This window comes from Holdemania filiformis (assembly GCF_003459085.1).
In the GTDB taxonomy this organism is placed as follows: domain Bacteria; phylum Bacillota_I; class Bacilli_A; order Erysipelotrichales; family Erysipelotrichaceae; genus Holdemania; species Holdemania filiformis.
Window position 1 is genome coordinate 1 of sequence record NZ_QRUP01000022.1, and the last position, 25,256, is coordinate 25,256.

A 25,256-nucleotide genomic window follows, 5' to 3' on the forward strand; every position below is an offset into this window, starting at 1 on the left:
ACGGATACGAAGGTAACGGAAGGAATAACGTACTATTACAAAGTAAGAGCGTATGCGAAATTCAATGGGATTCAGACTAATGGGGAATTTAGCTCTGTTCAAGGGTGTTTTTTTGAATTCGATATTAGTTAGGATTGTTTTTATTAATAAGCAAAAATTTACTGAAAAATTCAACAATCATTGCTATATTCTATGAACTTACGTTACAATATTCCCTAGATACAGAAAGGGATGGCAATATGGTAAATAAACCGTTCCTGCAAGGAACGCACAACACCCGCGAGTTAGGGGGCTATCCGCTTAAGGATGGTGGGCAGACAAAGAAAAATCGTTTCCTTCGCAGCGACTCTTTATGCGGTTTAACGCAGGAAGACCGGCAGATTTTAAAGGAAAAAGGATTATCGTTAGTCATAGATTTACGCTCTGAGTTTGAACAGGAACAAGCGCCGGACCCAAAGCTGGGCGTAGAGCATCTGAGCTTTCCGCTTTTGGATCAGGTGAATTCCGGAATGAGCGCATCGGGTTTCCCCTCCGATATGGGCCAGGTTTATATCGGCCTGCTGGATCACAGTCAGAATACGATAAAAAGAGTATTTGAAGCGATGGCGGACACCGCAGGGTGTGTTCTGTTCCATTGCACCGCAGGAAAGGACCGCACGGGCGTAACGGCAATGCTGCTGCTGGACTTGGCCGGGGCTGAGGAAGACCTGATCGTCGAGGATTACGCGGCAACCGCCTTGTATCTAAATCCACATTTGAAGGATCAGCTGGCAATGCTGAAAAAGATGGGAATTCAGGATCCCGATGCCGTCTTGGGGTCGCCGAAATCCAACATGATCCGCACGTTGGACCATTTGCGGAAAACGTATGGATCGGCTGAAAAATATTTAAGACAGATCGGCCTGAGTGGTGCTAAAATAGAAGTGCTGAAAGAATCATTGCGGGAAAGGGTGGAGTGATAATGGATAAGCATACGCAAACGCTGCGGTGGACGCAGATGCTGCAGGCGAAGAAAAAACTCGAAGACCATCAGTTTCAAGTCGATTTGTTTCCGACACAAAAGGAATGCCTTGAATATTTGAAGGGACTGCTGAAAGATCAGGTATCGGTCAGCGTCGGCGGGTCCATGACGTTATTTGAAACTGGCATTATTGATTTTCTGGAAAACAATCAGGACATACACTATCTGGATCGTTATCACAGCGATCATCCGCACGAGATTTATCACGCGGCGCTGTCCTGCGATTATTTTCTGACCAGCACCAATGCCGTTACGATGACCGGTGAATTATACAATGTGGACGGCAATGGAAATCGCGTTGCGGCCATGATTTATGGGCCGGAACACGTAGTGGTCATCGCCGGCTCCAATAAGCTCGTCAAGGACCTGCAGGCAGCTCAGGATCGTGTGAAGACCCTTGCGGCTCCGGCGAACTGTGTCCGTTTAAATAAGGATAACCCGTGCACAAAGATCGGCTATTGCGCCGATTGCCAATTACCGACCCGGATTTGTTCCGCCGCGGTCACGCTGCAGCGAAGCCATGTTCCAGGACGCATTCATGTCTTGTTGATCAACGAAGATCTCGGTTATTAAAATAATACTCTTCAGGCGGTCGAATTCGGCCGCCTTTCTTTTTGAATCCGACACTTTAAAAAAGGAAATAGAAGTCTGCCAGAGCCGTTGAGAATTATCCCTTTAAAAGCTGAAGCGAAGTCTTTCTTTCCCGGAAACACTTTGTGAAAGTGGAAATAATACGGTTTGTTTCTTGACATTTCCAAGTGAACTTTGTATCCTTTAAAAGATTCTTGTCGAAAGGGGAGATCGAATGAACTGGTATGTACTGTTTGTCCGCGGCGGCATGGAAGAAAAAATCCGCGATTTTTTTCTCAGCCAAGGACTGAACGCCTTCATTCCGAAGATGAAGGTCGTCTTCAGAAAACAGGGAATCTCCGAGCTCGTCGAGAAGATTATGTTTCCCGGTTATCTGTTCATTGAAAGCGAGCTGGAACAAGCGGCGATGGACGAACAGATTAAGGAACTGCGCATGCAGAAAACGGGAATTGTCAAGCTGTTGAAATTTGATAAAGAAGGAACCCCGGCGCTGCGCAGCGAGGAGAAAGATTATCTCGAGCGGCTGCTGGGCAAAAATAAGGTGCTGGAACACTCCACCGGTCTGATTCAGGGCAATCAGGTCATCATTACGGAAGGTCCGCTGCAAGGCTTCGAGTCACAAATCGTGAAGATCGACCGGCATAAGCGGAGAGCTGTGCTGGAACTGGAGCTTTGCGGTCAGCCGACGCGCGTCAGCGTTTCGCTGGAAATCGTTCAAAAGATTGATTAAGGGCAGGAGAAATTCCTGTCTTTTACTTTTGTTATGACGAGGATGCTGGTATAATAAAAGACAGTTTTGAAATGGGGGATACCATGTCGATCGAACACTGCATACTGCCTGAGCATTACCGCTCGCTGCTTAACCAGAAAGAAACCCAGATGGCGATCAAACTCGTCAAGGATACCTTTGAACGCAAGCTGGCGGACAACCTGCGCCTGATCCGTGTCAGCGCCCCGCTGTTTGTCGAAGCCGCCAGCGGTCTTAACGACAACCTCAACGGCGTAGAGCGTCCGGTTCACTTTGACGTCAAGGAAACGCAGACGGAAGCGGAAATTGTTCATTCGCTGGCAAAGTGGAAACGGCTGGCGCTAAAACAATATGACTTTGGTCCCGGCGAGGGCTTATATACCGATATGAACGCGATCCGCCGCGACGAAGATCTGGACAATCTGCACTCGATTTACGTCGATCAGTGGGATTGGGAAAAAATCATTCTGCGGCCTCAGCGGACGCTGGAGCAGCTGGAAGAAACCGTGCGCCTGATTGTACGCAGCTTAAAGGAAACCGACGAGGTGCTGTGCGCCAATGTGCCGCAGATCACGCCGATTATTGAAGAAAAAGTCAAGTTTATTACCGCACAGGAACTGTTGGACCGCTATCCGTCGTTGACGGCGAAGCAGCGGGAAGACGCGGTCACGAAGGAATACGGTACGGTCTTTATTGAACAGATCGGCGGTCAGCTGAGCAACGGTCAGCCGCATGACGGCCGGGCGCCGGACTATGACGACTGGAAGCTCAACGGCGACTTGCTGATCTGGGACGCCGTTTTGAATCGGGCGATGGAAATCTCATCGATGGGCATCCGTGTCGATGAGGCCAGCATGATCGATCAGCTGAACAAGGCCGGCTGTCCGGAACGTTCAGTGCTGCCGTTTCACCGCGCGTTATTGGCGGGGGATCTGCCGTTAACGATGGGCGGCGGCATCGGCCAGAGCCGAATCTGTATGCTTCTTTTGCATAAGGCGCACATCGGTGAAGTTCAGGCTTCGCTGTGGCCGCCGATCATGCGCAAGCTGTGCCACGATAACGGAATCGAGCTGCTTTAATAAAACTGCGGCCATCCAATAAAATTACAACACAAGGAAGGAACTCTATGGAAATTTTTAATCTTATTTTACTCCTCTTTTTTGCCGGCGCGTGTGTTTGGCTGATCCGGATTCTGCTGCGGCAGAAGAAAGCGATTCAGATTTACTGCTGCTTCTGGACGGCGTCGCGGATAATGATCCTGATCGCCGCTTCACTTTGCTTTCTGCCGTTTCTGGCGCTGGACTTCAGTCCGATGACGGTTCTGCGCTCGGTCCTGATGGCGGTGGTCATCATTATGTTTGCGCTGATCAGCGACGGTTTAGGCAGCGACGGCTTCATGTATATGGGCAGCGCGGTGCCGTTTGACGCGATTACTGAATATGATGTGAAGGAAGTCAAGAATAAATGCAAGGTTGTGATGACGGTCAAGGAAGTGGACAAGAAGGGCAAAACCTCGTTGACGCAGCTGACGTTTGACTTTAAGAAAGAACAGAAGGACGAAGTCGCCAATCGTTTAAAAGCGGCGATCGGCAAAAAATACCGCCGGATGAAGCTGGAGCGTTAAGGCTCTCGCTTCTTTTTTTCTGTGGGGATTGCGGCGCTGTCGTCTGAGCTTTTCAGCTTTGATTTTTCTATCCTTATATTATAAGGCAGCGAACTCTGCGGCAGAAGCAGCCATGTCCGTCGCCACTTCACAGTGGCTTAAGATCCAGTAAGCTTGTTTCGATGACGCGGCAAAGCGGGAAGATCGAGGCGGCTTTGCCGACGCCGAGGCAGTAGCGGCCTGAAGCTTGTCCTGATTTTAGGTAAAATCTCAACAAAACCGAAGAAAAAGCCTTTTTTTGCCTGCGCGTTTATGGTATTATATCCGCGTGAAAGGTGACTGGTGAGCAATGACAAAGATGAGCATTTCCATGGAGGATACTTTTCATAAAAATCAAAATTAAGCATGGGTGTTTTGCACCTGTGTTTTCTTTTTGACGTCTTGGTGATTTTGTATAATCGTGGGAATAAGGCTCACAAGTTTCTACCTTGCTGCCGTAAACGGCAAGACTACAAAACGAAGGCTTTTTTGTTTTTGTTTTGTAGACATTGGAGGTTCTCTGATGTCTTTTTCTATTTCTAAATTCAAGGAGGAGTATGAAAATGGAAGAAAAAGCAGTAGTTGGGATCGTCATGGGTTCAATGAGCGATTATGAGGGAAACGTTTCATTCACCTGTGAAACACTGGAATCCTTCGGTATTCCGTATGAAAAGATCGTGCTGAGCGCGCACCGCACACCGGATGAAACGATCGAATACGCAAAAACGGCGTATGACCGCGGTTTAAAGGTGATCATCGCGGCTGCCGGAGGCGCGGCGCACCTGGCGGGTGTGATCGCCGGTTGCTCGACACTGCCGGTAATCGGCATCCCGATGAAGACCAGCACGCTCGATGGTCTGGACAGCCTGCTTTCCATCGTTCAGATGCCGGCCGGAGTTCCGGTAGCGACGGTTGCGATCGGCAAGGCCGGATGCAAAAACGCGGCTGTGCTGGCGGCGACGATGCTGGGGGCGTTTGATCCGGAAATGCACAAGAAGATCGAAGCGCACAAAGCGGACATGAAGAAAAACGTCTTAGAAAATATGAAATTCTAGAAATGGAGAAGACCATGAGTTTGATAAACAAGCGCATCTTTGTAGAAAAGAAAGACCGCTTCCGCACGGAGGCCCAGGATCTGTATAACGAATTAAAGGAAAATCTGCAGCTGAGCGCCGAAGGTCTGCGGCTGTTCAATATTTACGATATCTTCGATATTGACAGCGAAGATTATGAAAAGGCTAAGAAAACCGTCTTTACCGAGGTCATGACCGACATGCTTTACGAAACACTGGATTGTCAGGGCAAGACGGTCGTCTGGGAAACTCTGCCGGGTCAATATGATCAGCGCGCCGACAGCGCGATGCAGTGCGTCAAGCTGCTCAATCCCGCTTCCGCCTGCCGGATTACGACCGGAAAGCTGATGATGCTGGAAGGGGAGGTCGACAGCGAAATGCTGAAGAAAATCGAAGCCTACGTCATCAATCCGATCGAATCCCGCGTCAAGGATCTGTCCCGTCTGGCGGTCGATCAGAATGTCGACGTCAAGCCGCTGGAACAATTCCCGCATTTCATCGAGATGGACGCCGCGCAGATTCAGGCGTTTGTAAAAGAACATGGCTTAGCGATGAGCGAAGCTGATCTGGCGTTGGTTCAGCGCTATTTCCGTGAAGAAGAAAAGCGCAATCCGACGGAAACGGAAATCCGCGTGCTCGATACCTATTGGTCCGATCATTGCCGGCATACGACGTTTGAAACCTGCTTAAAGAACGTGACGATCACAACCGACCGCTTTGGCGAGCAGATCCAGCAGGCCTATGACCGTTATCTGCAGCTGCGGCACGGGTGTAACCGGGATGAGAAGCCGCAGACGTTAATGGACATGGCGACGATCAACGCGCGCGACCTGCGCCGTCAGGGAAAATCGCCGGAGGTTGAGGTCAGCGAGGAAATCAATGCCTGCAGTGTTTTTATCGACGTCGATCACGACGGTCAGACTGAAAAATGGCTGCTGATGTTCAAGAATGAAACGCATAACCACCCGACTGAGATCGAACCGTTCGGCGGCGCTTCCACCTGCATCGGCGGGGCGATCCGCGATCCGTTAAGCGGACGCAGCTACGTCTATCAGGCGATGCGCGTCAGCGGCTGCGGCAATATTTTAGAGAAACTGGAAGACACGATCCCGGGCAAGCTGCCGCAGAAAGTGATCTCCAAGAAAGCGACGCACGGCAATTCTTCGTACGGCAACCAGATCGGTCTGCCGACGACGCATGTCCGTGAAATCATCCATCCGAGCTATGTCGCCAAGCACATGGAAGTCGGCGCGGTCGTCGGGGCGGCGAAGGCGGAAAACGTCGTACGCCAGTCTCCGGAAGCAGGCGACGTCGTCATTCTGTTAGGCGGCAAGACCGGCCGCGACGGCATCGGCGGCGCGACCGGGTCCTCGAAGGAACACAATTTAAAATCCTTAGAAGTCTGCGCCAGCGAAGTCCAGAAGGGCAACGCTCCGGAAGAACGCAAGATTCAGCGGCTGTTCCGCAATCCGCAGTGCACCCGTCTGATCAAAAAATGCAACGACTTCGGCGCCGGCGGCGTCTGTGTCGCGATCGGCGAACTGGCTGACGGATTAGAAATCCATCTCGATCAGGTCCGCACAAAATATGCCGGCTTAAACGCGACGGAAATCGCGATCAGCGAAAGTCAGGAACGGATGGCCGTTGTCGTCCGGGCGGCGGATGAAGCGAAGTTCATTCAGCTGGCCGCGGAAGAAAATCTCGAAGCTTACCGTGTGGCGGAGGTCACCGATACCGCCCGTTTAGTCATGAAGATGAACGATCAGACGGTTGTCGATCTGGCACGCCGGTTTATCGACACCAGCGGCGTGCGTCAGGAAGCCAACGTGGAGATTGCCACGCTGGAAGGCGCCAATCCGTTTGGCTGTGATAAGCCGTTAACCAAAGAGGCAATCCTGGCGACGATGGCGGAACCAAACGTCTGCTGCCAGAAGGGCTTGGGCGAAATGTTTGACGCGTCGATCGGCTCGACGACGGTCTTAATGCCTTACGGCGGCAAGACGCAGCTGACGCCGGCTCAGGCGTCAGTTCAGAAGCTGCCGGTTCTGGACGGCAAGACGACGACCTGCAGCGTGCTGACCTATGGCTTTAATCCGCGAATCATGGAATACTCGACTTATGTCGGAGCGATGGACAGCGTGCTGGAATCCATGGCCAAAACAGTGGCCTGCGGCGGTGATTGGGAACGGATCCATTTCTCGTTCCAGGAATATTTTGAACGGCTGAATCAGGATCCGCAGCGCTGGGGTAAGGTGACTGAAGCGCTGCTGGGCGCGATGCAGGTGCAGGACTATTTCCAGAAGGCCGCGATCGGCGGTAAGGACAGTATGTCCGGCACGTTTAACGACAAGCACGTCGTGCCGACATTGATTTCCTTTGCCTGCAGCGACGCGAAGACAAACAATATCATTACCCCGCAGCTGAAAACTCAGGGCAACCGCCTGGTTGTCTTCAAACCACAAATTAGCGAGGAGGGACTGCCGGAGCTGTCCAGCTATAAGACGATGTTTGAGGCGGTCAGCGAAGGGATCCGTCAGGGCACGATCATTTCCGCCTATGTCGGGGAAGAAGGCGGCGCGCTGGCAGCCTTGTTCAAGATGAGCTTCGGCAACCGCCTGGGCTTTGCCATTGAGGGCGGTCAGGAGCTTCTGCAGCTGCAGCCGGGATTGATCGTCGCGGAAGTCACGCCGCAGTTTGCGGATGAGCACGCGGCGGTGATCGGCGAAGTGAAGGCCGAGCCGCAATACCGCATCAATGAACTGAAGCTGAGCCAGGACGAAGTGCTGGCCGCCTGGATGGGGACGTTCGGTTCGCTCTATCCGGTTTACAGCAAGGGCGAAGCACAGACGCTGCCGATCCGCGATCAAAAGCGTAAGCAGGATTACCTCTGCCGTCAGTCCAGCGCGGAGGTTCGCGTCCTGATTCCGGTTTTCCCGGGCAGCAACTGTGAATACGACACCCGCCGGGCGTTTGAGGAAGAAGGCGCGAAGGTTACGATCTTCGTGTTCCGCAATCAGAACGAACAGGCGATCTTCGATTCCATCGATCAGATGGCCGCGCTGCTGGACAACAGCCACATCCTGGCGATTCCGGGCGGCTTCTCCGCCGGCGACGAACCGGATGGTTCGGCGAAGTTTATCGTCAACATCCTGCAGAATGAAAAGATCAAAGCGGCGGTAACCCGCCTGCTGGACCGCGATGGTCTGATCTTAGGCATCTGCAACGGCTTCCAGGCGCTGATCAAATCCGGACTGCTGCCGTATGGCGAAATCCGCACCCTGGACGAAACCAGTCCGACGCTGACCCGCAACCACATCAACCGGCATATCTCCAGTGTCGTCAGAACCCGCGTCGCCAGCACCTGCTCCCCATGGCTGCAGGGGTTGGAATGCGGCGAAGTCTATTCGATTCCGGTAAGCCACGGCGAGGGCCGGCTGGTCGCGGATGAGGCGATGATCGAGCAGCTGTTTGCCAACGGTCAGGTCGCGTTCCAGTATTGCGATGAAACCGGCACGCCGACGATGGATCCGACAGCCAACCTCAACGGTTCCGACTGGGCGATCGAAGGTCTGGTTTCCCCGGACGGCAAGGTCTTGGGAAAAATGGGTCATTCCGAGCGTTACTTCACGGATGTCTTTAAAAATATTGACGGAGAAAAGAAACAGAATATTTTCGCCAACGGGGTAAATTACATCCGGGGCAAGGGAGGAAAAGCATGAGCACACAGTACGAAAAGGCCGGGGTATCCCTGGAAGCGGGGTATGAATCGGTACGGCTGATTAAGAAACACATTGAGAAAACCCGCCGCTTCGGCATGATGGGCGGCATCGGCAGCTTCGGCGGCATGTTTGATTTAAGCGCGCTGAACATGAAGGAACCGGTGCTGGTCAGCGGTACCGACGGCGTCGGCACCAAGCTGAAGCTGGCCTTTATGATGGATAAACACGACACGGTCGGACAGGACGTCGTCGCAATGTGCGTCAACGACATCATCGCGCAGGGCGCCGAACCGTTATTCTTCCTCGATTACATCGCGGTGGGTAAAAATCATCCGGAGAAAATCGAGCAGATCGTCAAGGGCGTGGCCGAGGGCTGCGTGCTGGCCAACTGCGCGTTAGTCGGCGGGGAAACGGCGGAGATGCCGGATATGTATGATGAAGACGATTACGATATCGCGGGCTTTACGGTCGGCGCGGTGGAAAAATCCAAGATGATCACCGGAGAGAAAACCAAAGCGGGCGATGTGGTGATCGGTCTGGCTTCCAGTGGCGTGCACTCTAACGGCTTCTCGTTAGTCCGCAAGATCGTTCTGAAAGATAACCACCTTGATTTGAACACGAAGTTTGACGAATTGCAGGACTCCCTGGGAAATACGCTGCTGACGCCGACACGGATTTACGTCCGTCCGGTGCTGGAGGTGCTGAAGCAGGTCGACGTCCACGGCGTCGCGCACATCACTGGCGGCGGATTTTACGAGAACATGCCGCGCTGCCTGAACCCGGGCTTAGGCATAGAGATTCATCGCGGCACATGGGAAGTGCTGCCGATCTTCCATGTTCTGCAGCAGCTTTCCGGCATGGAAGAAAAAGAGATGTACAACGTCTTCAACATGGGGATCGGCATGATTCTGGTTGTCGATCCGGCCGATGCGGACGCGGCGTTGGAAATCTTAAAAGCTCAGGGTGAAAAGGCCACGGTCATCGGGGTGGTGACCGATCAAGAAGGGATTGACATTCAATGAAGCGCATCGCCGTCTTCGCTTCCGGCACCGGCACGAACTTTGAAGCGATCGCCGACGCGGTCGAAGCCGGTCAGCTGAACGCGGAAATCACGTTGGTCGTCGTCGATAAGCCAGGCGCGCCGGTCATTGAAAAAGCGCAGAAGCGCGGCATTGACGTGTTTGCGTTTAATCCGAAGGACTATCCGTCCAAGCCGGATTACGAACGTGAGATCATCGCCCGTTGTCAGGCTCACGGCGTGGAGTGGATCGCGCTGGCCGGCTATATGCGGTTGTTGTCGCCGGTGATGCTGGAAGCGTATGATCAGCGGATCGTGAATATCCATCCCTCGCTCTTGCCGGCATTTAAAGGCAAGGACGCGATCGGGCAGGCGATTGAATACGGCGTTAAGGTGATGGGCGTGACGATCCATTATGTCGACGCGTCGATGGACGGGGGACGGATCATCGCTCAGCGCGCCTTCGCGGTGCAGCCGCAGTGGAACAAGGAAGAAATTGAAGCGCAGGTGCATGCGATCGAGCATGTCCTGTATCCGGAAACGTTAAAAACGCTGGTGGAGGAATAAAGAAGCTATGGCAAAAGTATTGGTGATTGGCGGCGGCGGGCGCGAACATGCGCTGGCCTGGAAATTCGCGCAGAGCCCGCAGGTGGAAAAAGTCTATGCGGCGCCGGGAAATCCCGGCATGGCGGCGGTAGCCGAATGCGTGGCCATCGGCGTGCTGGAATTTGACAAGCTGATCGCGTTTGTTAAAGAAAAGGCGATCGATCTGACGTTCGTCGGCCCGGAAGTTCCGCTCTGCGAAGGAATTCAGGACGCGTTTGCGGCCGCGGGGCTGGCTGTGTTTGGACCGAGCAAGGCGGCGGCCCGGCTGGAAGGCAGCAAGGTGTTTTCCAAAGCAATGATGCATAAATACAACATTCCGACCGCGGCGTATGCCAGCTTTTCTGATTATGAAGAAGCGAAAACGTATTTAGAGAAGCAGCCGGTTCCGGTCGTTTTAAAGGCGGATGGCCTGGCTGCGGGCAAGGGCGTCATCATTGCCCAGACGCAGGAACAGGCCCAGGCCGCGCTGAAAGAAATGATGTGCGGGGGTCTGTTCGATCAGGCTGGATCTTCGGTGGTCATTGAGGAATACTTAGAAGGCGAGGAGTTCTCGCAGCTGGCGTTTGTCAACGGGACGACCGTGATTCCGATGGAGATCGCGCAGGATCACAAGCGGGCTTTCGATCATGACGAAGGCCTCAATACCGGCGGCATGGGCGCTTACACGCCGGTGTCGCATCTGTCGCAGGAAGTCGTGAGGGAAGCGATCGACAAGATCGTCCGGCCGATGGCTGCGGCGATGGTGGCGGAAGGCTGTCCGTTCACCGGAATTCTCTACGCCGGCTGCATGGCAACCGCGCGTGGGGTGAAGACGATCGAATACAATGTGCGCTTCGGCGATCCGGAAACGGAAGTGCTGATGATCGCGCTGCAGGACGACCTGTATGAAATCTGCACGCAGGTGCTGAAGCATCAGGAAATGCCGCTGCATTGGTCATCGGAACCAGTCCTGGGCGTCGTTCTGGCGAGCCAGGGCTATCCGGAAAGCTCGACCAAAGGCACGCCGATCCGGAATCTGGAAACGGTAAACGCAACGGTGTTCCACATGGGAACCGCGGAAAAGGACGGTCAGCTGGTTACCGCCGGGGGCCGCGTCTTGTTTGTCGCCGCCCAGAGGCCGACGCTGAAGGAAGCGCAGGCCGCGGCGTATGCCGAGATTGCGAAAATCGACTGCGACGCGCTGTTTTATCGTCACGATATCGGCGCCCGGGGACTGGCGGATTAGTTGACAGCGCCCGCTCTTTGCGGTAAACTAGCGATACGGATAGGAGGGTGTCATGACGAAACCCAAGAAAACATTTCAGAAAATCATGGTGATCGGCCTGGTCAGCTTCATCTGTCTGATGATGATCCTGAATACCATCCTGATGTTCTAACCGTTAAGGACAGTCAATCAGGTCGTTCATAAAAGACCGCCGCGGTAAAAGCCCGGGCGGAAATAGAAGCTAACAATGAATCAGGAAGCGGAAGGACAATGCGGAACTTCCGCTTTTCTCTATCGTATCCCCCGACAGAATCCAGATAAGGAGAGGGAGGCGATGGAAGGTTAAGGTTTGATAAGGGGGAAGCAAGGTATGGATCAAACAAAAAAAGAGGCGCTGACATCTTCACTGGCGGTATTTCCCGGCTATCTGGTCGTGGGCATCGCGTTCGGGCTGCTCGCTCAGCAGCATCAGATCGGCTGGGGCTGGGCGCTGATGATGAGTGTGCTGGTATATGCCGGTTCGATGCAGTTTGTCGGGATTCAGCTGCTCGCGCAGGCGGCCAGTCCGCTGCAGGTCATCCTGATGACGCTGGCGGTGAATCTGCGGCATCTGTTTTACGGCTTTTCATTTCTGCGGGAGTTCGGCGAACGGGGAGTGCGCCGCTTGTATCTGATCTTCGGCCTGACGGATGAAACGTATGGTTTGTTATGTCAGAAGAAGCTGGAGAACAAAGCGGAGCCGCAGCGGCTGTATTTCTGGATTACGCTGCTGGATCAGCTGTGGTGGATTCTCGGCACGTTGATCGGCGCGGCCGCCGGGGCCGTCATTCCCTTTGATACGACCGGGATCGATTTTGCGATGACGGCCCTGTTTTTTGTCACCTGTCTGGATCAGCTGAAATCGGCGGTCACTCCGATTCCGACGCTGGTGGGTTTGATCAGTGCAGTCGCGGCGCTGGTCCTGTTCGGCGCGGACGGGATGATTCTGCCGGCGCTGGTGATGATTGCCGCAGGTCTGCTCGGCTTGCGCCCGATTTTGGAAAGAAGGGGGCTGAAGGCATGAATTCATCAATGTTTTTAGCGATTCTGTTGATGGCGGCGGTGACGTTTCTTACGCGCTGGCTGCCGTTTGCGGCGTTCCGGCCAGGGCAGCCGATCCCGAAGACCATCGCGTATCTGGGGCAGGTACTGCCGTTAGCGATGATGGCGATGTTGGTGGTGTACGGCCTGCGTTCCACGGACTGGCTGGGATCCAATCACGGCCTGCCGGAGCTTTTGGCGCTGGCGGTGACCGGCGTTATTCATGGCTGGAAGCGCAACAGTCTGCTCAGCATCGGCTGCGGCACGTTGTTCTATATGGTTCTTGTCCAGCAGATTTTCCGGTAATCTGAAAAGTCAGGAAACGCGGAAATCGAGAAAAAAGGGCTTGAAAATTTTCCATTCAAGCCCTGGTGAAAATCTGGTATAATGGGAATACTCAAAAAGGGAAAGGAACTCAGTTATGGAATATTTGAAACTCATCGGCATTCTGATCATCGTGGTCGGATTTGCCTTAAAATGGGACGTCATTGCGGTCGTCCTGATTTCCGGTCTGGTCACCGGTCTGGTGTCCGGTCTGGACTTCGTTCAGATTCTGGAGATCATGGGCAAGGCGTTCGTCGACAACCGTCTGATGTCGATCTTTTTGATCAGCTTCCCGGCGATTGCGCTGATTGAGCGCTACGGCATGAAGGAACGCGCGGCGGAATTGATCGGCAAGATTAAAAACGCAACGGCAGGCAAAGTCTTATCCATTTATATGGTCGTGCGGATTCTGGCTTCGGCGATGTCGATCCGGCTGGGCGGCCACGTGCAGTTTGTGCGTCCGCTGATCCTGCCGATGAGCGAGGCGGCCGGCGAAACATCGATTAAAAAACCGCTGATCGAAAAACAGAGCGAGCGGATTAAGGGCTTGGCGGCCGCGGTTGAAAACTACGGCAACTTCTTCGGTCAGAATATCTTTTTAGGCAACAGCGGTGTATTGTTAATCCAGGGGACGCTGGCGGCGGCCGGTTATGAGGTAACGCTCGGCTCGATCGCGCAGGCGTCGATTCCGGTCGGGATCGTTGTAACGATCTTTACGATCATTCAGGTTCTGTTAGCGGACCGCAAGCTGAAAAAGGAGGCGCAGGCGTAATGGATTTAAAAACACTGTTAAACTGGGGCAGCGAGATTGTGTTCTGCCTGTGCGGTCTGGTCAGCTTCAATGCGGCCTGGCGCGGTCTTCAGAATGAAAAATGCCGGATCGGCACGTTTGTGTTCTGGACGATTCTCGGATTGATCTTTATTTTAGGCCCGTATATCCCGTATGCGCTGACCGGTGCGCTGCTTCTGGTGCTGGGCTGCCTGACGGCGACCAAGCAGGTGCAGATGGGTAAGTTTGTGCCGTCGGAGGCGTCGTTCCGCAAGGCGCAGGCGGACAAGCTGGGCAATAAGATTTTCCTGCCGGCGATCACGATCGGCGTTGTCGCCCTGGCTTTGTCAATGCTGAAATTCAAGGTCGGGGATACGACAGTGACCTTCCCATCGGCGCTGGCGATCGGTCTGGCTTCGATCCTGGCGTACTTGATCGGCGTGGCGATCACCCGGCCAAAGTTCGCGGAAACCCGTGACGATACGGCGCGGTTATTGATGACGGTCGGTGCGGCGAGCCTGCTGCCGCAGCTGTTAGGGGCGTTGGGATCCGTCTTTACGGAGGCTGGCGTCGGCGCGGTGATTTCCAGCATTATGGCGAACGTGGTGCCGCAGGGCAGCGTGGTGTTGGGCGTGATCGTTTATGTTGCCGGGATGGTTCTGTTTACGATGGTTATGGGCAACGCGTTTGCGGCGTTCTCCGTCATCACCGTGGGGATTGGTGTTCCGTTTGTGATCTTGCAGGGCGGAGATCCGGCAATCGTCGGCGCGCTGGGAATGACGGCGGGTTTCTGCGGCACCCTGATGACACCGATGGCGGCGAACTTCAATATCGTGCCGGCGGCAGTACTCGAAACGAAAAACAAATACACGGTGATCAAGGCGCAGCTGCCGATGGCGCTGGTCATGATCGTCGTTCATGTCGTGCTGATGCTCGTATTAGCTTTCTAAGCTTAATAAATTAAGATCAGGGGAAAGGGCGCAAGCGGATTCCCCTGGTCCGCGGATAAATAAAAAGGAGGACGTTGTGATGAAAATATTAGTGACAGGTTTTGATCCGTTTGGCGGTGAGAAAATCAATCCGGCCATTGAGTCGGTGAAACGGCTGCCAGAGGTTATCGGCGGCGCGCAGATCGTCAAGCTGGAAATTCCAACGGTTGTTCATCAATCGCTGGCCGTGATCCGGGAAGCGATCCGGAAGGAAGACCCGGATATGATTCTTTCGATTGGTCAGGCTGGCGGCCGGCCGGATATTACAGTGGAGCGTGTCGGCATTAATATCGACGACTGCCGGATCGCGGATAACGCGGGCAACCAGCCGGTGGACGAGCCGATTTATCCGGAAGGCCCGGACGCGTATTTTGTTACGCTGCCGATCAAGGCGATGGTCAAAGCGATGCAGGAGGCTGGAATTCCCGCTTCCGTATCCAACAGCGCCGGGACGTTTGTCTGCAACCACGTGACCTATGGCGTGCGTTATCTGATCGAGACGGAATTTCCGGGCAAACGCTCCGGTTTCATTCACATTCCGTATCTGCCATCGCAGGCGGCGACAAAAAAAGGCATGCCGTCGATGGAGCTGGATACAATCGTAAAGGGTCTGACCGTGGCGATCGAAGCGATGATCGAGCATCAGGAAGACGTGAAGATTACCGGCGGAACGATCTGTTAAAAAAGAAGCAGCGGGGGCAGAAACATGAAAATCGCGTTAGGACAAATCAACGTTAAACAGGGGCAGCCAACGGAAAATCTGGCGGCCATGCGTGAAATGATCGCACAGGCGAAAGCGGAGAAGGCCGATCTGATCGTCTTTCCGGAGATGGCGCTGAGCGGCTACTGTCTGCAGGACAAATGGCTGGATCAGGATTGGTGCGCATATCTGGAAAGTCTGAACGACGAGCTTCTGGCGTTGTCGCAGGGGATCGGGATCCTCTACGGCAATCTGGGAACCCGGCCGATCGGTCAGGCGAAGCGCGGGCGCGACGGACGTCCGGTCCGCTACAACGCCGCTTATTTCTGTGCTGACGGCCAGTGGGTGAAACGGGAAAACAGCAGTCTGGACGGGATGTATATCAAGCATCTCAATCCGGATTACCGGGTGTTCGACGATTCCCGATATTTCCTGTCCGGAATGGAAATCGCAATGCGGAATCAAACACCGGTTGAGGAAGGGCTGCGGCCGTTTCTGTTTGAGAAAGACGGTCAGACCTGGCGGATCGGCGTTGAGATTTGCGAGGATCTGTGGAGCGAGGATTATGCGCTGGATGTGACGGACGCCTATTTAAAGCAGGACGTCGATCTGATCGTGAATCTGTCCTGCTCCCCCTGGACGCTGAATAAAGAACGCTCGCGGGATAAACGGGTGCGCCAGCATGCCGCTTCGGCGCAGGGAGTCTTTGTGCCGCTGGTTTATGTCAATGCCTGCGGGATGCAGAACAACGGCAAAAATGTAATGGTGTTTGACGGCGACAGCACGATTTATGATGAACAAGGCGAACGCCAGCTTTCGCTGAACGATCAGTTTGAGCCGGAGTGCCGGATCGTCGGCCTGCATGAGCGCGAAGTTCTTACGCGCCAGCCGGAAACCAAGCTGATGCGCGCATTGGTCAGCGCGATCCGGGAGTTTGACAAGCAGATGTTTTCACCGAAGATGAAATGGATCGTCGGTTTGTCCGGCGGGCTTGACAGCAGCATCACTTCGGCACTTCTGGTTTACGCGCTGGGCGCTCAGCGGGTTGTCGGCTACAACATGGCCAGCCGGTATAACAGCCTGACGACGAAAAACAACGCGAAGGCGCTGGCGGAACGCCTGGGGATTTTGATCCGTGAGGGCAGCATTGAAAAGATCGTCGACGCGACGGTCGATACGCTGCAGGATTATGGCTATCCGCAGGCGGAAGGGCTGGCGCTGGAAAATATTCAGGCCCGGCTGCGCGGTCATTTGTTGTCAAGCTTTGCTTCGATGGAAGGCGGCGTGATCGTCAACAATGGCAATAAGGTGGAAGCGGCGCTGGGGTACTGCACGCTGTATGGCGATGCGATCGGAGCGCTGTCGCCAATTGCCGACTGCACGAAGGTCCAGCTGTTTGACCTGGCGAAGCAAATTAACGCGGCGTTTGGCCGTGAGATCATTCCGGCCAATCTGCTTCCGGAAATGGACGGCGACCGCCTGATCTGGGAATTTCCGCCGTCAGCCGAGCTGAAAGATGACCAGCGCGATCCGATGAAGTGGTTTTATCATGACTGGCTGATTAACCAGCTGACGGAGTATCCGGGCGGCCGGGTTGAGGAAATCATGAACGATTATTTGCAGGGGCGGCTGCAGGCCAGCGAGATCGGACAGTGGCTGCGATACTATGGGCTGGACGATCCGCAAGCTTTTATTCAGGATCTGGAATGGGTGCTGCGTACAATGCAGGGCGCGGTGTTTAAACGCATCCAGTTCCCGCCATTGATTTTGATCAGCCGCGGTGCGTTTGGCAGCGATGTGCGCGAAGCGCAGATGCGTCCGGAAACAACGAAACGTTATCGTCAGCTGCGTGAACAGATTCTGGCCATGCCGAAGCCGTGTTAATGAATTAAGCGCATACTCGAATTGAAAAGAAAACGCTGAGGTGAACAGGATTACTCCTGTACGGCTTCAGCGTTTTTTGTTATTGTACGTTCGGATTAGTGTTTCCGGTCGGCGCTCAAATCGATCATGTCGGCATAGACCGGTGTCGGCAAGCCGAATCCGCCATGCACCGCCATGACCTGACCGGTCGTGTAGGCCGCATCGTCGCTGGCGAAATAAACCACGGCGGCCGCGATTTCCTCCGGTTTACCCATGCGCTGGATCGGTGTGTGCCGCAGGAAGAAATCCTGGAATTCTTTGGACATGTTGTTCATCACGGCATCGGTTGCGGTCTGGCCCGGGCAGACGACGTTGACACGGATATTGCTGCGGGCGGTCTGCACGGCGATATTTTTTGATAAGTAGATGATCGCGTCCTTGCTGACGGCATAACCGATCCGTGCGATATCCGGCGTTAATCCGCCGATGGAGCTGATGTTGACGATGCTGCCGCCGCCTTGTTTCTTCATGTGCGGAATGACCGCCTGGCTGCTGACGAAAACGCTGGCCAGATTGATATCGACCGTGGCCTGGAAATCCTCCCAGCGCGTATGTTCAATGTCTAAATCCGTCTTGGGATCGGATGTGCCGAAATTGTTGACCAGCACGTCGATCCGGCCTTCCAGTTTGACGACTTCTTCGATCATCGTGCGGTAGGATTCTAAATCGGTCGCGTCGTTATAAACGGTGCGGACGCGGTAACCCATCGCGTTCAATTCCTCAGCCCGCTGACTGGCCCGTTCTAAATTCCGCGCGGCCATGTAAACAATTGCGCCTTCCTTCGCGCACGCCTGCACCGTCGCTAAGCCGATGCCCCGCGTCGAAGCGGTAACCAATACTACTTTGTCTTGTAATCGCATAGTTTTCTCCTTTACGTGATGCCTTAATTATAAGCGCGAAGACTGGAAAAAAATATCGAAATGCCCGGCTTCCCGGTAGAAAGTAAAACAAACAGAAGCAAAAGAACGAGGCAAAGAATTGAAAAACAGGGCGGAATCCGGGGATATCCCAGCTCTGTCCTGTTTACAGGGGTTAAGCTTCGTTTGTCTATTGGATGGAGGCGTTGTAAATTGTCTGGATCGATTCCTGCAGCATCGCGTTGAATTCATCGTCAGTCTGTTGCGCTTTAAGCCCTTCGGTCAACGCGCGGGAGAAGCTGGCGATTAAGCCGGGGTTGCGCGCCAGTTTTTCGTTGGCTTCCTTGCGGGAGTAGCCGCCGGACAACGCGACGACCCGAACGACATGCGGATCATTCATCAGATCGCTGTAGAAACCATCAAGCGTAGGAATTGAAAGCTTAAACATCAAGCGGACATCCGCTTCGAGTGTTTTCAGATGACGCTCAATTTCAGCCTTTAGCAGGATTTCGCATTTTTCCTTGTCCGGCAGGGTGATGTCGACTTCCGGTTCCAAAATCGGAACGAAGCCAGCTTTTGCGATTTCCAGGCCGATTTCAAATTGTTGATCGACAATCGCGCGGATGCCGTCCGGATTCGCACCTTTGATCACGGAGCGCATCTTTGTGCCGAAGATATGCCGCTGGCCTGCTCTCTCCAGCAATCCCTTCAGATTGCTGATCGGCTTCATCAGCTGAACGTCGTTCTCTAACGGAGCCAGACCTTTGTCAACCTTGAGAATTGGCAGAATACCTTTCTTTTCCCATAGATAGTCGGCAGTATACTGACCTTCAATCTGGCGGTCCATTGTCATTTCAAACAGGATAGCCGCCAGGATATGCTCGCTGGTGAAAGCCGGACTGGTGATGATTCGTGAGCGCATCTGATGGATCAGATCGAACATCGCTTCCTCGCCGTTGTACTGATCTTCCTCGATTCCATACAGCCGAAGGGCCTTCGGCGTACTTCCTCCACTTTGGTCCAGAGCGGCGATAAAGCCTTTGGCGGAATGCATTCGATTCAGTTGTTCTTGATTCATGCGAAACCCTCCTTTTCTCTTGCCCGGGATGAATCAGTTCATCTCTAAGCTCATGATAGCACTTTCTTTGTGAAAATACCATGTCCGCAATGCGGCGGTCAGAAACAAAGCACTGCCGTCCGCGGTCATTTTATGATATGATGGTACCGGTGATAGAAATGAAAGAAAAGAAAAAGGATCCGATATTATCAGTTCGGACAAAGTGCATTCAGCTTGATGCTTCCGGCAAAGGGCTTGTTAAAATAAAGGATGAAAAAGTTTTGATCGAGAATCTGCTTCCTGGCGAGGAAGTTGAATTGGAATATACACGGGGAAGGGGCGTTCGAGTCGTATCCGCGGTTCGGCTGACGGACAGTCCGCTGCGGGTGAAACCGCGCTGCCGGGTGTTTGACCGCTGCGGCGGATGCCAGCTTCAGCATGTCGATTATCCTGCTCAGCTGGACTGGAAAAAGGAAAAGGTCCAGCAGCTTTTAGGGCGGTATGGCCGGGTGCATGATGTTTTGGGCATGGCAGAACCGTGGGCTTACCGTAACAAGGTGATCGCGACGTTTTCGCTCAGTAAAAAAGGAAAAGTCATCGCCGGAATTTACGAGGAGGACAGCCATCAGCTGGTCGCGTATTCGTCATGCTGGATCCAGGATCCGATCGCAGAGAAAATTCTCGCCACGGTATGCGAGCTGATGACGGAATTGCGGATCGAACCGTATGATGAGGATCAGCGGACAGGGTTGGTCCGGCATTGTTTGATTCGCGTTGGGCATGTGAGCCGCGAGGTGTTGGTGTGTCTGGTCTGCGCTTCGCCGATCTTCCCGGCCCGCAAGCAGCTGATTCAGCGGCTGCGCCAGCGGCATCCGGAAATTACGACCATTGTCATGAATGTGAATTCCCGCAATACCAGCGTCGTTCTGGGATCGCAGGAGCGGGTGTTAATGGGGCCCGGCAAGATCCAGGACGAGCTTTGCGGACTGAAGTTTTCGATCGCCGCGAAGTCGTTTTATCAGATTAACTCAGTTCAGACCGAAGTTCTCTATGGGAAAGCGATGGAGCTGGCCAATCTGACTGGCAAGGAACGGGTGCTGGACGCGTATTGCGGGATCGGGACGATCAGCCTGGTCGCGGCGAAGGCTGCGAAGGAGGTCGTGGGTGTGGAAGTCAATCCGGTATCGGTCAAAAATGCGATTGAAAACGCGCGCATGAACCATCTGCGCAATGCCTGGTTTGTGGAAGCGGATGCGGGTTTGTTTATGGAACAGGCAGCGCGGGAAGGGCAGGCTTACGATGTCGTGTTTATGGATCCGCCGCGCGCCGGTGCGGATGAGCGTTTCCTGAAGTCGTTATGCCGGTTAAATCCGGATCGGATTGTGTATATCTCGTGCAATCCGTCGACGCAGGCACGGGATTTGCGGCATCTGACGCATGAGGGGTATCAGGTGCGGATGATCGTACCGGTCGATCTCTTTCCGATGACATCGCACGTGGAGACAATTTGTTTGTTGGTCAAAACCCGGCCGAGCAGTAAAACCTCAGCGCCGTTAAGCCAGCGGCGGCCGTCCGCGGAGATTCCGCCGGTTTGTGCAGAGTGCAAATAATTAAACTTTCAGAATTAAGGCTAAGAAAAGTAGAAGAATACTTTTGAATTTCTGGCCCTATTTTTACCTGTTTTCTATCTCTGAAATATATCATCAAACAGAGAATCTAGGAAAAAAACTAAAAATAGAGAAGCGATATCCCAAAAAGCTGTGCTGAAAGTGTGAAGAAAGAAAAAGGAGGCTAAACGATGTTGTGTATCATCGCGCCGGCAAAGCGCATTAAAACCGACGAAGTTTTTATGTCGTCCAGACATCAGCCTTTCTTTCTTGAAGACAGTCGGAAACTGCTGCCAACCCTCAAAGCGCTCAATCAGGAACAACTGCGCAGACTGTTAAAATGCAGTCCGCAGATTGCCGAAGAAGCAAGAAAACAATATCAAATCCTGGATCTGAATAAGGAAGGGACACCCGCGATTCTGAGCTATGACGGTATTCAGTACCAGACGATGGCGCCGCACGTATTTACGGATGAGCAGCTGGACTATGTGGAACGCCACGTCCGGATTCTCTCCGGATTTTACGGCCTGCTGCGGCCGCTGGATGGTATTCATCCGCATCGCCTGGAAATGGATTCTCCATTAAAAACACCCGCGTTTCGCAGTCTTTATGAATTCTGGGGCGATCGTTTATATCAGCACCTGGCCCAGTCAGATTCTGTTTTAATCGATTTAGCCAGCGCTCAGCATGCCCGCAGCGTCAGTCGCTATGCGGCTTCACCTGTCCGGTATATTAAATGCTGGTTCTATGAAGAAACCGAGATGGGGCTGCGGGAGAAGGGAGTATATGTAAAAATTGCACGGGGTGAAATGATCCGCTATTTAGCGGAAATCCGAGCGGAAAATCCGGAACAGCTGAAAACATTCAATCGGCGTGGGTATCGTTATCAAGCCGAACTTTCGAATGATTATAATTTTGTGTTTACCCGTGACAAAGGAGAAACCTATGAAACAAAAAATCGGAATTATCGCGGCGGCGGACGATGAAATTCAACCCTTGATCGCGCAGATGCGGATTGAGAAAACAGAAGAAACCGCAATGCTGAAACTCATCGAGGGGACATGGCAGGGACAATCCATCACTGCGGTACGCTGCGGTGTCGGCAAAGTGAATGCAGCTTTAGCAACGCAGCTGCTGATCGATAAGCAGGTATCCGTTGTGATCATGATCGGAACGGCGGGGGCGTTGGATCCGAACATCAAGATCGGGGACGTGATCATTATCGAGCGATGCACCTATCACGATGTTGATCATTCGGGTGTTTTGATTCATTATCACCCCTATATGAAAGACATGTGGTTTCTCAGCGATCCGGACTTGGTTTATCTGGCAGAACGCGCTGCCGGGCAGGAAAATGGAGAAGGAAAAATCCGGACAGGCCGGGGCGTCAGCGGCGATCAGTTCATTGATCAGGGGGGACGTTCATCAATAATTGAAAAATTCAACCCGGATTGCGTCGATATGGAGAGCGCCGCGGTAGCCCATGTTTGTTATGTCAACCAGATTCCGTTTTTAGCATTGCGCGCGATTTCCGATACGCCCCATCAAAGCGGTTCAAAAGCATATCATCAGAATTCTTCCTGGGCCGCGCTTCAGGCGCTGACTCTGCTGGAAAGAATGATGGGCGAGCTGGGAGAAAATAGACCGGAATGAATGAAAAAGAAAAAATGATTGCCGGCATGAATTATGATCCGCTGGATCCGCAGCTGATCCTGCTTCGGGACCGGGCTTCCCGGCTCTGTCATCGCTATAACAAGAAAACCTTTCATGAAGTGAATCTGCGCAGCCGCCTGTTGCGGAAGCTGCTGCGGACTGAGGGCAACTTCTGGGTGAAGCCGCCGTTCTATTGCGATTACGGTTTTAATATTACATTGGGAAACGATGTGATGTTGAACTATGGCTGCGTACTGTTGGACGTCTGTCCGATCACAATCGGCGATAAAACGCTGATCGGTCCGAACGTTCAGCTGCTGACGGCCTGTCACTCGCTGGATCCCAAGCTGCGCGAACAAGATGTGGAATTCGGAAAACCGATCACAATCGGCCGAAATGTCTGGATTGGCGGCGGGGCGATCGTCTGTCCGGGGGTGACCATCGGGGATAATACGGTGATCGGAGCCGGCAGCGTCGTCACGAAATCCATGCCGGCGAATGTGATCGCCTATGGAAATCCGTGCCGGGTGCATCGGCGGATCAATCTTGATCAGAAACCGGATGAGTTTTAACCAGATAAAAAGAGAAATTCCAGTTTGGCGTTGGAGGCCGAAAGCGGAATTTCTCTTTTTGATTGATTGAAATGAAAATCAGGCCGGGCTCAGAATTACTCGGACAGCTTAAAGCCGTGCGATCAAAGCGTCGGTAAACGCGGTGGTCGTCGCGGTTCCGCCTAAATCGCGCGTGCGGATCGGAGTATCGCACAAAACGGAAACCAGCGCCTTGTGAATCCGCTGAGCCGCGTCTCCATAGCCTAAATGGTCCAGCATCATGCAGGCAGATTGAAGCAGGGCGGTCGGATTCGCCAGGTTCTTTCCCGCAATATCCGGAGCGGAGCCATGCACCGCTTCAAAGATCGCGATTTCCTCATTCCGGTTCACGCCGGGAAGCAGACCCAGTCCGCCGATCAATCCGCTGGACAGATCAGAAAGGATATCGCCATATAAATTCGGCATGACCATGACGTCAAATTGCTCTGGATGCATGACCATCTGCATACACGCGTTGTCGACATTCAGATCAGTGGCTTCGATCTGCGGATACTGCGCGGCGATCTCCCGGAAGATCCGCAGGAACAGGCCGTCGCTTTGTTTTAAGATGTTCGCTTTATGCACGCATGTAACTTTCTTCCGCTGATGAGCTGCCGCGTATTCAAATGCCGCCTGGATGATTCGCTGTGAAGCGGGACGGGTGATCCGCTTGATCGCTTCTATCGTATCCTCGTCGATCTTCCGTTCCTCGCCGATATACAGATCTTCGGTATTTTCCCGGAAGATAATCAGATCGACATTCTCATACCGGGTTTTCACGCCTTCCAGCGAACGGGCTGGCCGGATGTTCGCGTACAGGTCAAACGCCAGGCGCAGCTGAACGTTGACGCTGCGGAAGCCCTGACCAACCGGCGTCGTGCACGGCGCTTTAAGTGCAATGTGATTTTTGCGGATCGACTGCAGCGTGGTTTCCGGAATCAGACTGCCGGTTTGTTCCAGCGCGGTCTGTCCGAGCGTTTGGCGGTCAAAGGTCAGGGGGAGCTGGAGTGCTTGTAAGACGCGGACAACCTGGGCGGTGATTTCCGGACCGATCCCGTCGCCTTCGATCAAAGTAATTGTTTGGGTCATGACCGATGCCTTCTTTCTCTTTGCTTTTAAGTGTACCGCAGGAAAGAAAAAATGAAAAGAGCAAATTGAAAAAACAAAACATTATCTTTGAAAAAACTTTCTTTATGAAGAAGTCTTCTTTGGCAGTCCCGCTTCTTTCTCCAACCGGCTTAATCGCCAGGAGGTTCCCAGAATCAAGACCGCGCCAACAAGCTGAATGGCGTTAAGCTGTTCGTGAAGGAAGATAACAGAAAAGAAAATCGCACTGACGGGATCCAGATAACTGGAAAATGCGGCCGTGGTGCTGTCTAAACGCGGCAGTGCGCTAAAGTACAGGGCGTAAGCCAATCCGGTGTGCACGATGCCCAGCAATAATAGAAGTCCCCATTGCGAAAGCGATATTTCAAGTCCGTTCCACAACGCCGGCTGAGTTAAAAGATAACCGAGTAAAACCGCGGCTGCGATCAAAAGCTGCAGGCAGGAGCTGTCCAGGCCTTCGACCTCTTTGAAATAAGGATTAATCAAAATGATCCCCGCATACATGAGCGCAGCGATGAGGCCAAGCCCGATGCCCAGTCCGGGATGGATTCCCAGAGCGGAACCGGGATTGATCAACAGGCAAAGCCCCGTCAGTCCCAGAATTAAAAGCAGCGCTGCTTTTCCGGAAAAACGACGGGAACGAAACAGCACAAACAAAGCGACGAGAATTGGCGCTAAATAATAACATAAAGTGGCGATCGAGACCGTCGTCAGCCGGTAAGCTTCAAAAAGGAAGACCCAGTTGGAGCCTAATAAAATGCCGGATATCAACAAGCTGATCCGGGATTTGCGGCTTTGCGGAAGGCGAGGCGGTTTGCGGCGCAGGCATTGATACAGGAATAAAAAACAACCGCCGATTGCGGCCCGGAAAAAAGCGATAAGCGCTGAGGACAGAGTGAGCTGGCGGACAAACAATCCCAGACTGCCGAAAATCAACATCGCGCTGATCAGCTGGATCTGACTTCGTTTCATACCGGA

Annotated in this window: 24 protein-coding genes and 1 riboswitch; of the genes, 20 read left to right on the forward strand and 4 right to left on the reverse strand. The window is 53.3% G+C overall.

Annotation, left to right across the window (positions count from 1 at the left end; translation table 11 throughout):
* Positions 1–239: 239 nt before the first annotated feature.
* The 16 genes from DWY25_RS14300 to nadE all read left to right on the forward strand — a co-directional run bounded on the left by DWY25_RS14300 (position 240) and on the right by nadE (position 17,368).
* Positions 240–959: a tyrosine-protein phosphatase gene (locus tag DWY25_RS14300; protein ID WP_117895808.1), complete on the forward strand. Its 720-nt coding sequence runs from the start codon at positions 240–242 to the stop codon at positions 957–959.
* Between the two features lie 2 nt (positions 960–961).
* A complete protein-coding gene (locus DWY25_RS14305) occupies positions 962–1,594 on the forward strand; it encodes a lactate utilization protein (RefSeq protein ID WP_117895809.1) in 633 nt (210 codons plus the stop codon).
* A gap of 232 nt (positions 1,595–1,826) precedes the next feature.
* Positions 1,827–2,342, forward strand: a complete 516-nt coding sequence (gene loaP, locus DWY25_RS14310) for an antiterminator LoaP (protein WP_117895810.1) — start codon at positions 1,827–1,829, stop codon at positions 2,340–2,342.
* An 83-nt stretch (positions 2,343–2,425) separates the two neighbouring features.
* Positions 2,426–3,439 carry an aspartate--ammonia ligase gene (asnA, locus tag DWY25_RS14315; RefSeq protein WP_220412961.1) on the forward strand — a complete coding sequence of 338 codons (1,014 nt, stop codon included), beginning with the start codon at positions 2,426–2,428 and terminating at the stop codon, positions 3,437–3,439.
* A gap of 47 nt (positions 3,440–3,486) precedes the next feature.
* The gene (locus tag DWY25_RS14320) at positions 3,487–3,984 is read left to right on the forward strand and encodes a hypothetical protein (RefSeq protein WP_072683350.1); all 498 of its coding nucleotides are present in this window, start codon (positions 3,487–3,489) and stop codon (positions 3,982–3,984) included.
* 409 nt (positions 3,985–4,393) lie between these two features.
* A riboswitch (purine riboswitch) is annotated at positions 4,394–4,495 on the forward strand.
* A gap of 64 nt (positions 4,496–4,559) precedes the next feature.
* Positions 4,560–5,057: a 5-(carboxyamino)imidazole ribonucleotide mutase gene (gene purE / locus DWY25_RS14325; RefSeq protein WP_006060424.1), complete on the forward strand. Its 498-nt coding sequence runs from the start codon at positions 4,560–4,562 to the stop codon at positions 5,055–5,057.
* A gap of 14 nt (positions 5,058–5,071) precedes the next feature.
* Positions 5,072–8,794, forward strand: coding sequence for a phosphoribosylformylglycinamidine synthase (locus DWY25_RS14330; protein ID WP_244925988.1), 3,723 nt, complete (start codon positions 5,072–5,074; stop codon positions 8,792–8,794).
* Positions 8,791–9,816, forward strand: coding sequence for a phosphoribosylformylglycinamidine cyclo-ligase (gene purM, locus DWY25_RS14335; protein ID WP_117895813.1), 1,026 nt, complete (start codon positions 8,791–8,793; stop codon positions 9,814–9,816). The genes DWY25_RS14330 and purM overlap by 4 nt, the downstream gene beginning before the upstream one ends.
* Complete coding sequence (gene purN, locus DWY25_RS14340; protein ID WP_117895814.1) at positions 9,813–10,379, forward strand: phosphoribosylglycinamide formyltransferase; 567 nt, start codon at positions 9,813–9,815, stop codon at positions 10,377–10,379. Before purM ends, purN begins: the two co-directional genes overlap by 4 nt.
* Before the next feature lie 7 nt (positions 10,380–10,386).
* Complete coding sequence (purD, locus tag DWY25_RS14345) at positions 10,387–11,643, forward strand: phosphoribosylamine--glycine ligase (RefSeq protein WP_117895815.1); 1,257 nt, start codon at positions 10,387–10,389, stop codon at positions 11,641–11,643.
* A 349-nt stretch (positions 11,644–11,992) separates the two neighbouring features.
* On the forward strand, positions 11,993–12,685 hold the full coding sequence (locus DWY25_RS14350) for an AzlC family ABC transporter permease (RefSeq protein ID WP_117895816.1): 693 nt from the start codon (positions 11,993–11,995) through the stop codon (positions 12,683–12,685).
* Positions 12,682–13,008 carry a branched-chain amino acid transporter permease gene (locus DWY25_RS14355; protein ID WP_006060431.1) on the forward strand — a complete coding sequence of 109 codons (327 nt, stop codon included), beginning with the start codon at positions 12,682–12,684 and terminating at the stop codon, positions 13,006–13,008. The genes DWY25_RS14350 and DWY25_RS14355 overlap by 4 nt, the downstream gene beginning before the upstream one ends.
* 115 nt (positions 13,009–13,123) lie before the next feature.
* Complete coding sequence (locus DWY25_RS14360; protein ID WP_117895817.1) at positions 13,124–13,798, forward strand: DUF969 domain-containing protein; 675 nt, start codon at positions 13,124–13,126, stop codon at positions 13,796–13,798.
* Complete coding sequence (locus DWY25_RS14365; RefSeq protein ID WP_117895818.1) at positions 13,798–14,745, forward strand: DUF979 domain-containing protein; 948 nt, start codon at positions 13,798–13,800, stop codon at positions 14,743–14,745. Before DWY25_RS14360 ends, DWY25_RS14365 begins: the two co-directional genes overlap by 1 nt.
* Positions 14,746–14,824: 79 nt before the next feature.
* The gene (gene pcp / locus DWY25_RS14370; RefSeq protein ID WP_117895819.1) at positions 14,825–15,466 is read left to right on the forward strand and encodes a pyroglutamyl-peptidase I; all 642 of its coding nucleotides are present in this window, start codon (positions 14,825–14,827) and stop codon (positions 15,464–15,466) included.
* A gap of 24 nt (positions 15,467–15,490) precedes the next feature.
* A complete protein-coding gene (nadE, locus tag DWY25_RS14375; RefSeq protein ID WP_117895820.1) occupies positions 15,491–17,368 on the forward strand; it encodes an NAD(+) synthase in 1,878 nt (625 codons plus the stop codon).
* 95 nt (positions 17,369–17,463) lie between these two features.
* On the opposite strand, the gene hdhA is transcribed toward nadE, so the two are convergent.
* Both hdhA and DWY25_RS14385 read right to left on the reverse strand, forming a co-directional pair.
* On the reverse strand, positions 17,464–18,267 hold the full coding sequence (gene hdhA, locus DWY25_RS14380) for a 7alpha-hydroxysteroid dehydrogenase (protein WP_006060437.1): 804 nt from the start codon (positions 18,265–18,267) through the stop codon (positions 17,464–17,466).
* Between the two features lie 187 nt (positions 18,268–18,454).
* Positions 18,455–19,342: a fructose bisphosphate aldolase gene (locus DWY25_RS14385; RefSeq protein ID WP_117895821.1), complete on the reverse strand. Its 888-nt coding sequence runs from the start codon at positions 19,340–19,342 to the stop codon at positions 18,455–18,457.
* Positions 19,343–19,500: 158 nt separating this feature from the next.
* Here DWY25_RS14385 and rlmD point away from each other — a divergent pair, with 158 nt between their 5' ends.
* The 4 genes from rlmD to DWY25_RS14405 all read left to right on the forward strand — a co-directional run bounded on the left by rlmD (position 19,501) and on the right by DWY25_RS14405 (position 23,153).
* Positions 19,501–20,931: a 23S rRNA (uracil(1939)-C(5))-methyltransferase RlmD gene (gene rlmD, locus DWY25_RS14390; protein ID WP_261795730.1), complete on the forward strand. Its 1,431-nt coding sequence runs from the start codon at positions 19,501–19,503 to the stop codon at positions 20,929–20,931.
* 188 nt (positions 20,932–21,119) lie between these two features.
* Entirely contained in the window at positions 21,120–21,914 is a 795-nt protein-coding gene (gene yaaA / locus DWY25_RS14395; RefSeq protein ID WP_117895822.1) for a peroxide stress protein YaaA, read from the forward strand.
* Positions 21,874–22,581 (forward strand): 5'-methylthioadenosine/adenosylhomocysteine nucleosidase, encoded by a 708-nt coding sequence (locus tag DWY25_RS14400; protein ID WP_181981845.1) that lies wholly within the window; start codon positions 21,874–21,876, stop codon positions 22,579–22,581. The genes yaaA and DWY25_RS14400 overlap by 41 nt, the downstream gene beginning before the upstream one ends.
* Positions 22,578–23,153, forward strand: a complete 576-nt coding sequence (locus DWY25_RS14405) for a sugar O-acetyltransferase (RefSeq protein ID WP_117895824.1) — start codon at positions 22,578–22,580, stop codon at positions 23,151–23,153. The genes DWY25_RS14400 and DWY25_RS14405 overlap by 4 nt, the downstream gene beginning before the upstream one ends.
* 108 nt (positions 23,154–23,261) lie before the next feature.
* Here DWY25_RS14405 and DWY25_RS14410 read toward each other — a convergent pair whose 3' ends face one another.
* Both DWY25_RS14410 and DWY25_RS14415 read right to left on the reverse strand, forming a co-directional pair.
* Complete coding sequence (locus tag DWY25_RS14410; RefSeq protein WP_117895825.1) at positions 23,262–24,260, reverse strand: isocitrate/isopropylmalate dehydrogenase family protein; 999 nt, start codon at positions 24,258–24,260, stop codon at positions 23,262–23,264.
* Between the two features lie 102 nt (positions 24,261–24,362).
* Positions 24,363–25,250 (reverse strand): DMT family transporter, encoded by an 888-nt coding sequence (locus DWY25_RS14415; RefSeq protein WP_117895826.1) that lies wholly within the window; start codon positions 25,248–25,250, stop codon positions 24,363–24,365.
* Positions 25,251–25,256 lie beyond the last annotated feature (6 nt).

Bases quoted from the DNA above. Each gene is read 5' to 3' on its own strand.
- DWY25_RS14300 (WP_117895808.1), top strand. From the start codon at position 240: ATGGTAAATAAACCGTTCCTGCAAGGAACGCACAACACCCGCGAGTTA.
- DWY25_RS14305 (WP_117895809.1), top strand. From the start codon at position 962: ATGGATAAGCATACGCAAACGCTGCGGTGGACGCAGATGCTGCAGGCG.
- loaP (WP_117895810.1), top strand. From the start codon at position 1,827: ATGAACTGGTATGTACTGTTTGTCCGCGGCGGCATGGAAGAAAAAATC.
- asnA (WP_220412961.1), top strand. From the start codon at position 2,426: ATGTCGATCGAACACTGCATACTGCCTGAGCATTACCGCTCGCTGCTT.
- DWY25_RS14320 (WP_072683350.1), top strand. From the start codon at position 3,487: ATGGAAATTTTTAATCTTATTTTACTCCTCTTTTTTGCCGGCGCGTGT.
- purE (WP_006060424.1), top strand. From the start codon at position 4,560: ATGAAAATGGAAGAAAAAGCAGTAGTTGGGATCGTCATGGGTTCAATG.
- DWY25_RS14330 (WP_244925988.1), top strand. From the start codon at position 5,072: ATGAGTTTGATAAACAAGCGCATCTTTGTAGAAAAGAAAGACCGCTTC.
- purM (WP_117895813.1), top strand. From the start codon at position 8,791: ATGAGCACACAGTACGAAAAGGCCGGGGTATCCCTGGAAGCGGGGTAT.
- purN (WP_117895814.1), top strand. From the start codon at position 9,813: ATGAAGCGCATCGCCGTCTTCGCTTCCGGCACCGGCACGAACTTTGAA.
- purD (WP_117895815.1), top strand. From the start codon at position 10,387: ATGGCAAAAGTATTGGTGATTGGCGGCGGCGGGCGCGAACATGCGCTG.
- DWY25_RS14350 (WP_117895816.1), top strand. From the start codon at position 11,993: ATGGATCAAACAAAAAAAGAGGCGCTGACATCTTCACTGGCGGTATTT.
- DWY25_RS14355 (WP_006060431.1), top strand. From the start codon at position 12,682: ATGAATTCATCAATGTTTTTAGCGATTCTGTTGATGGCGGCGGTGACG.
- DWY25_RS14360 (WP_117895817.1), top strand. From the start codon at position 13,124: ATGGAATATTTGAAACTCATCGGCATTCTGATCATCGTGGTCGGATTT.
- DWY25_RS14365 (WP_117895818.1), top strand. From the start codon at position 13,798: ATGGATTTAAAAACACTGTTAAACTGGGGCAGCGAGATTGTGTTCTGC.
- pcp (WP_117895819.1), top strand. From the start codon at position 14,825: ATGAAAATATTAGTGACAGGTTTTGATCCGTTTGGCGGTGAGAAAATC.
- nadE (WP_117895820.1), top strand. From the start codon at position 15,491: ATGAAAATCGCGTTAGGACAAATCAACGTTAAACAGGGGCAGCCAACG.
- hdhA (WP_006060437.1), bottom strand. From the start codon at position 18,267: ATGCGATTACAAGACAAAGTAGTATTGGTTACCGCTTCGACGCGGGGC.
- DWY25_RS14385 (WP_117895821.1), bottom strand. From the start codon at position 19,342: ATGAATCAAGAACAACTGAATCGAATGCATTCCGCCAAAGGCTTTATC.
- rlmD (WP_261795730.1), top strand. From the start codon at position 19,501: ATGAAAGAAAAGAAAAAGGATCCGATATTATCAGTTCGGACAAAGTGC.
- yaaA (WP_117895822.1), top strand. From the start codon at position 21,120: ATGTTGTGTATCATCGCGCCGGCAAAGCGCATTAAAACCGACGAAGTT.
- DWY25_RS14400 (WP_181981845.1), top strand. From the start codon at position 21,874: ATGAAACAAAAAATCGGAATTATCGCGGCGGCGGACGATGAAATTCAA.
- DWY25_RS14405 (WP_117895824.1), top strand. From the start codon at position 22,578: ATGAATGAAAAAGAAAAAATGATTGCCGGCATGAATTATGATCCGCTG.
- DWY25_RS14410 (WP_117895825.1), bottom strand. From the start codon at position 24,260: ATGACCCAAACAATTACTTTGATCGAAGGCGACGGGATCGGTCCGGAA.
- DWY25_RS14415 (WP_117895826.1), bottom strand. From the start codon at position 25,250: ATGAAACGAAGTCAGATCCAGCTGATCAGCGCGATGTTGATTTTCGGC.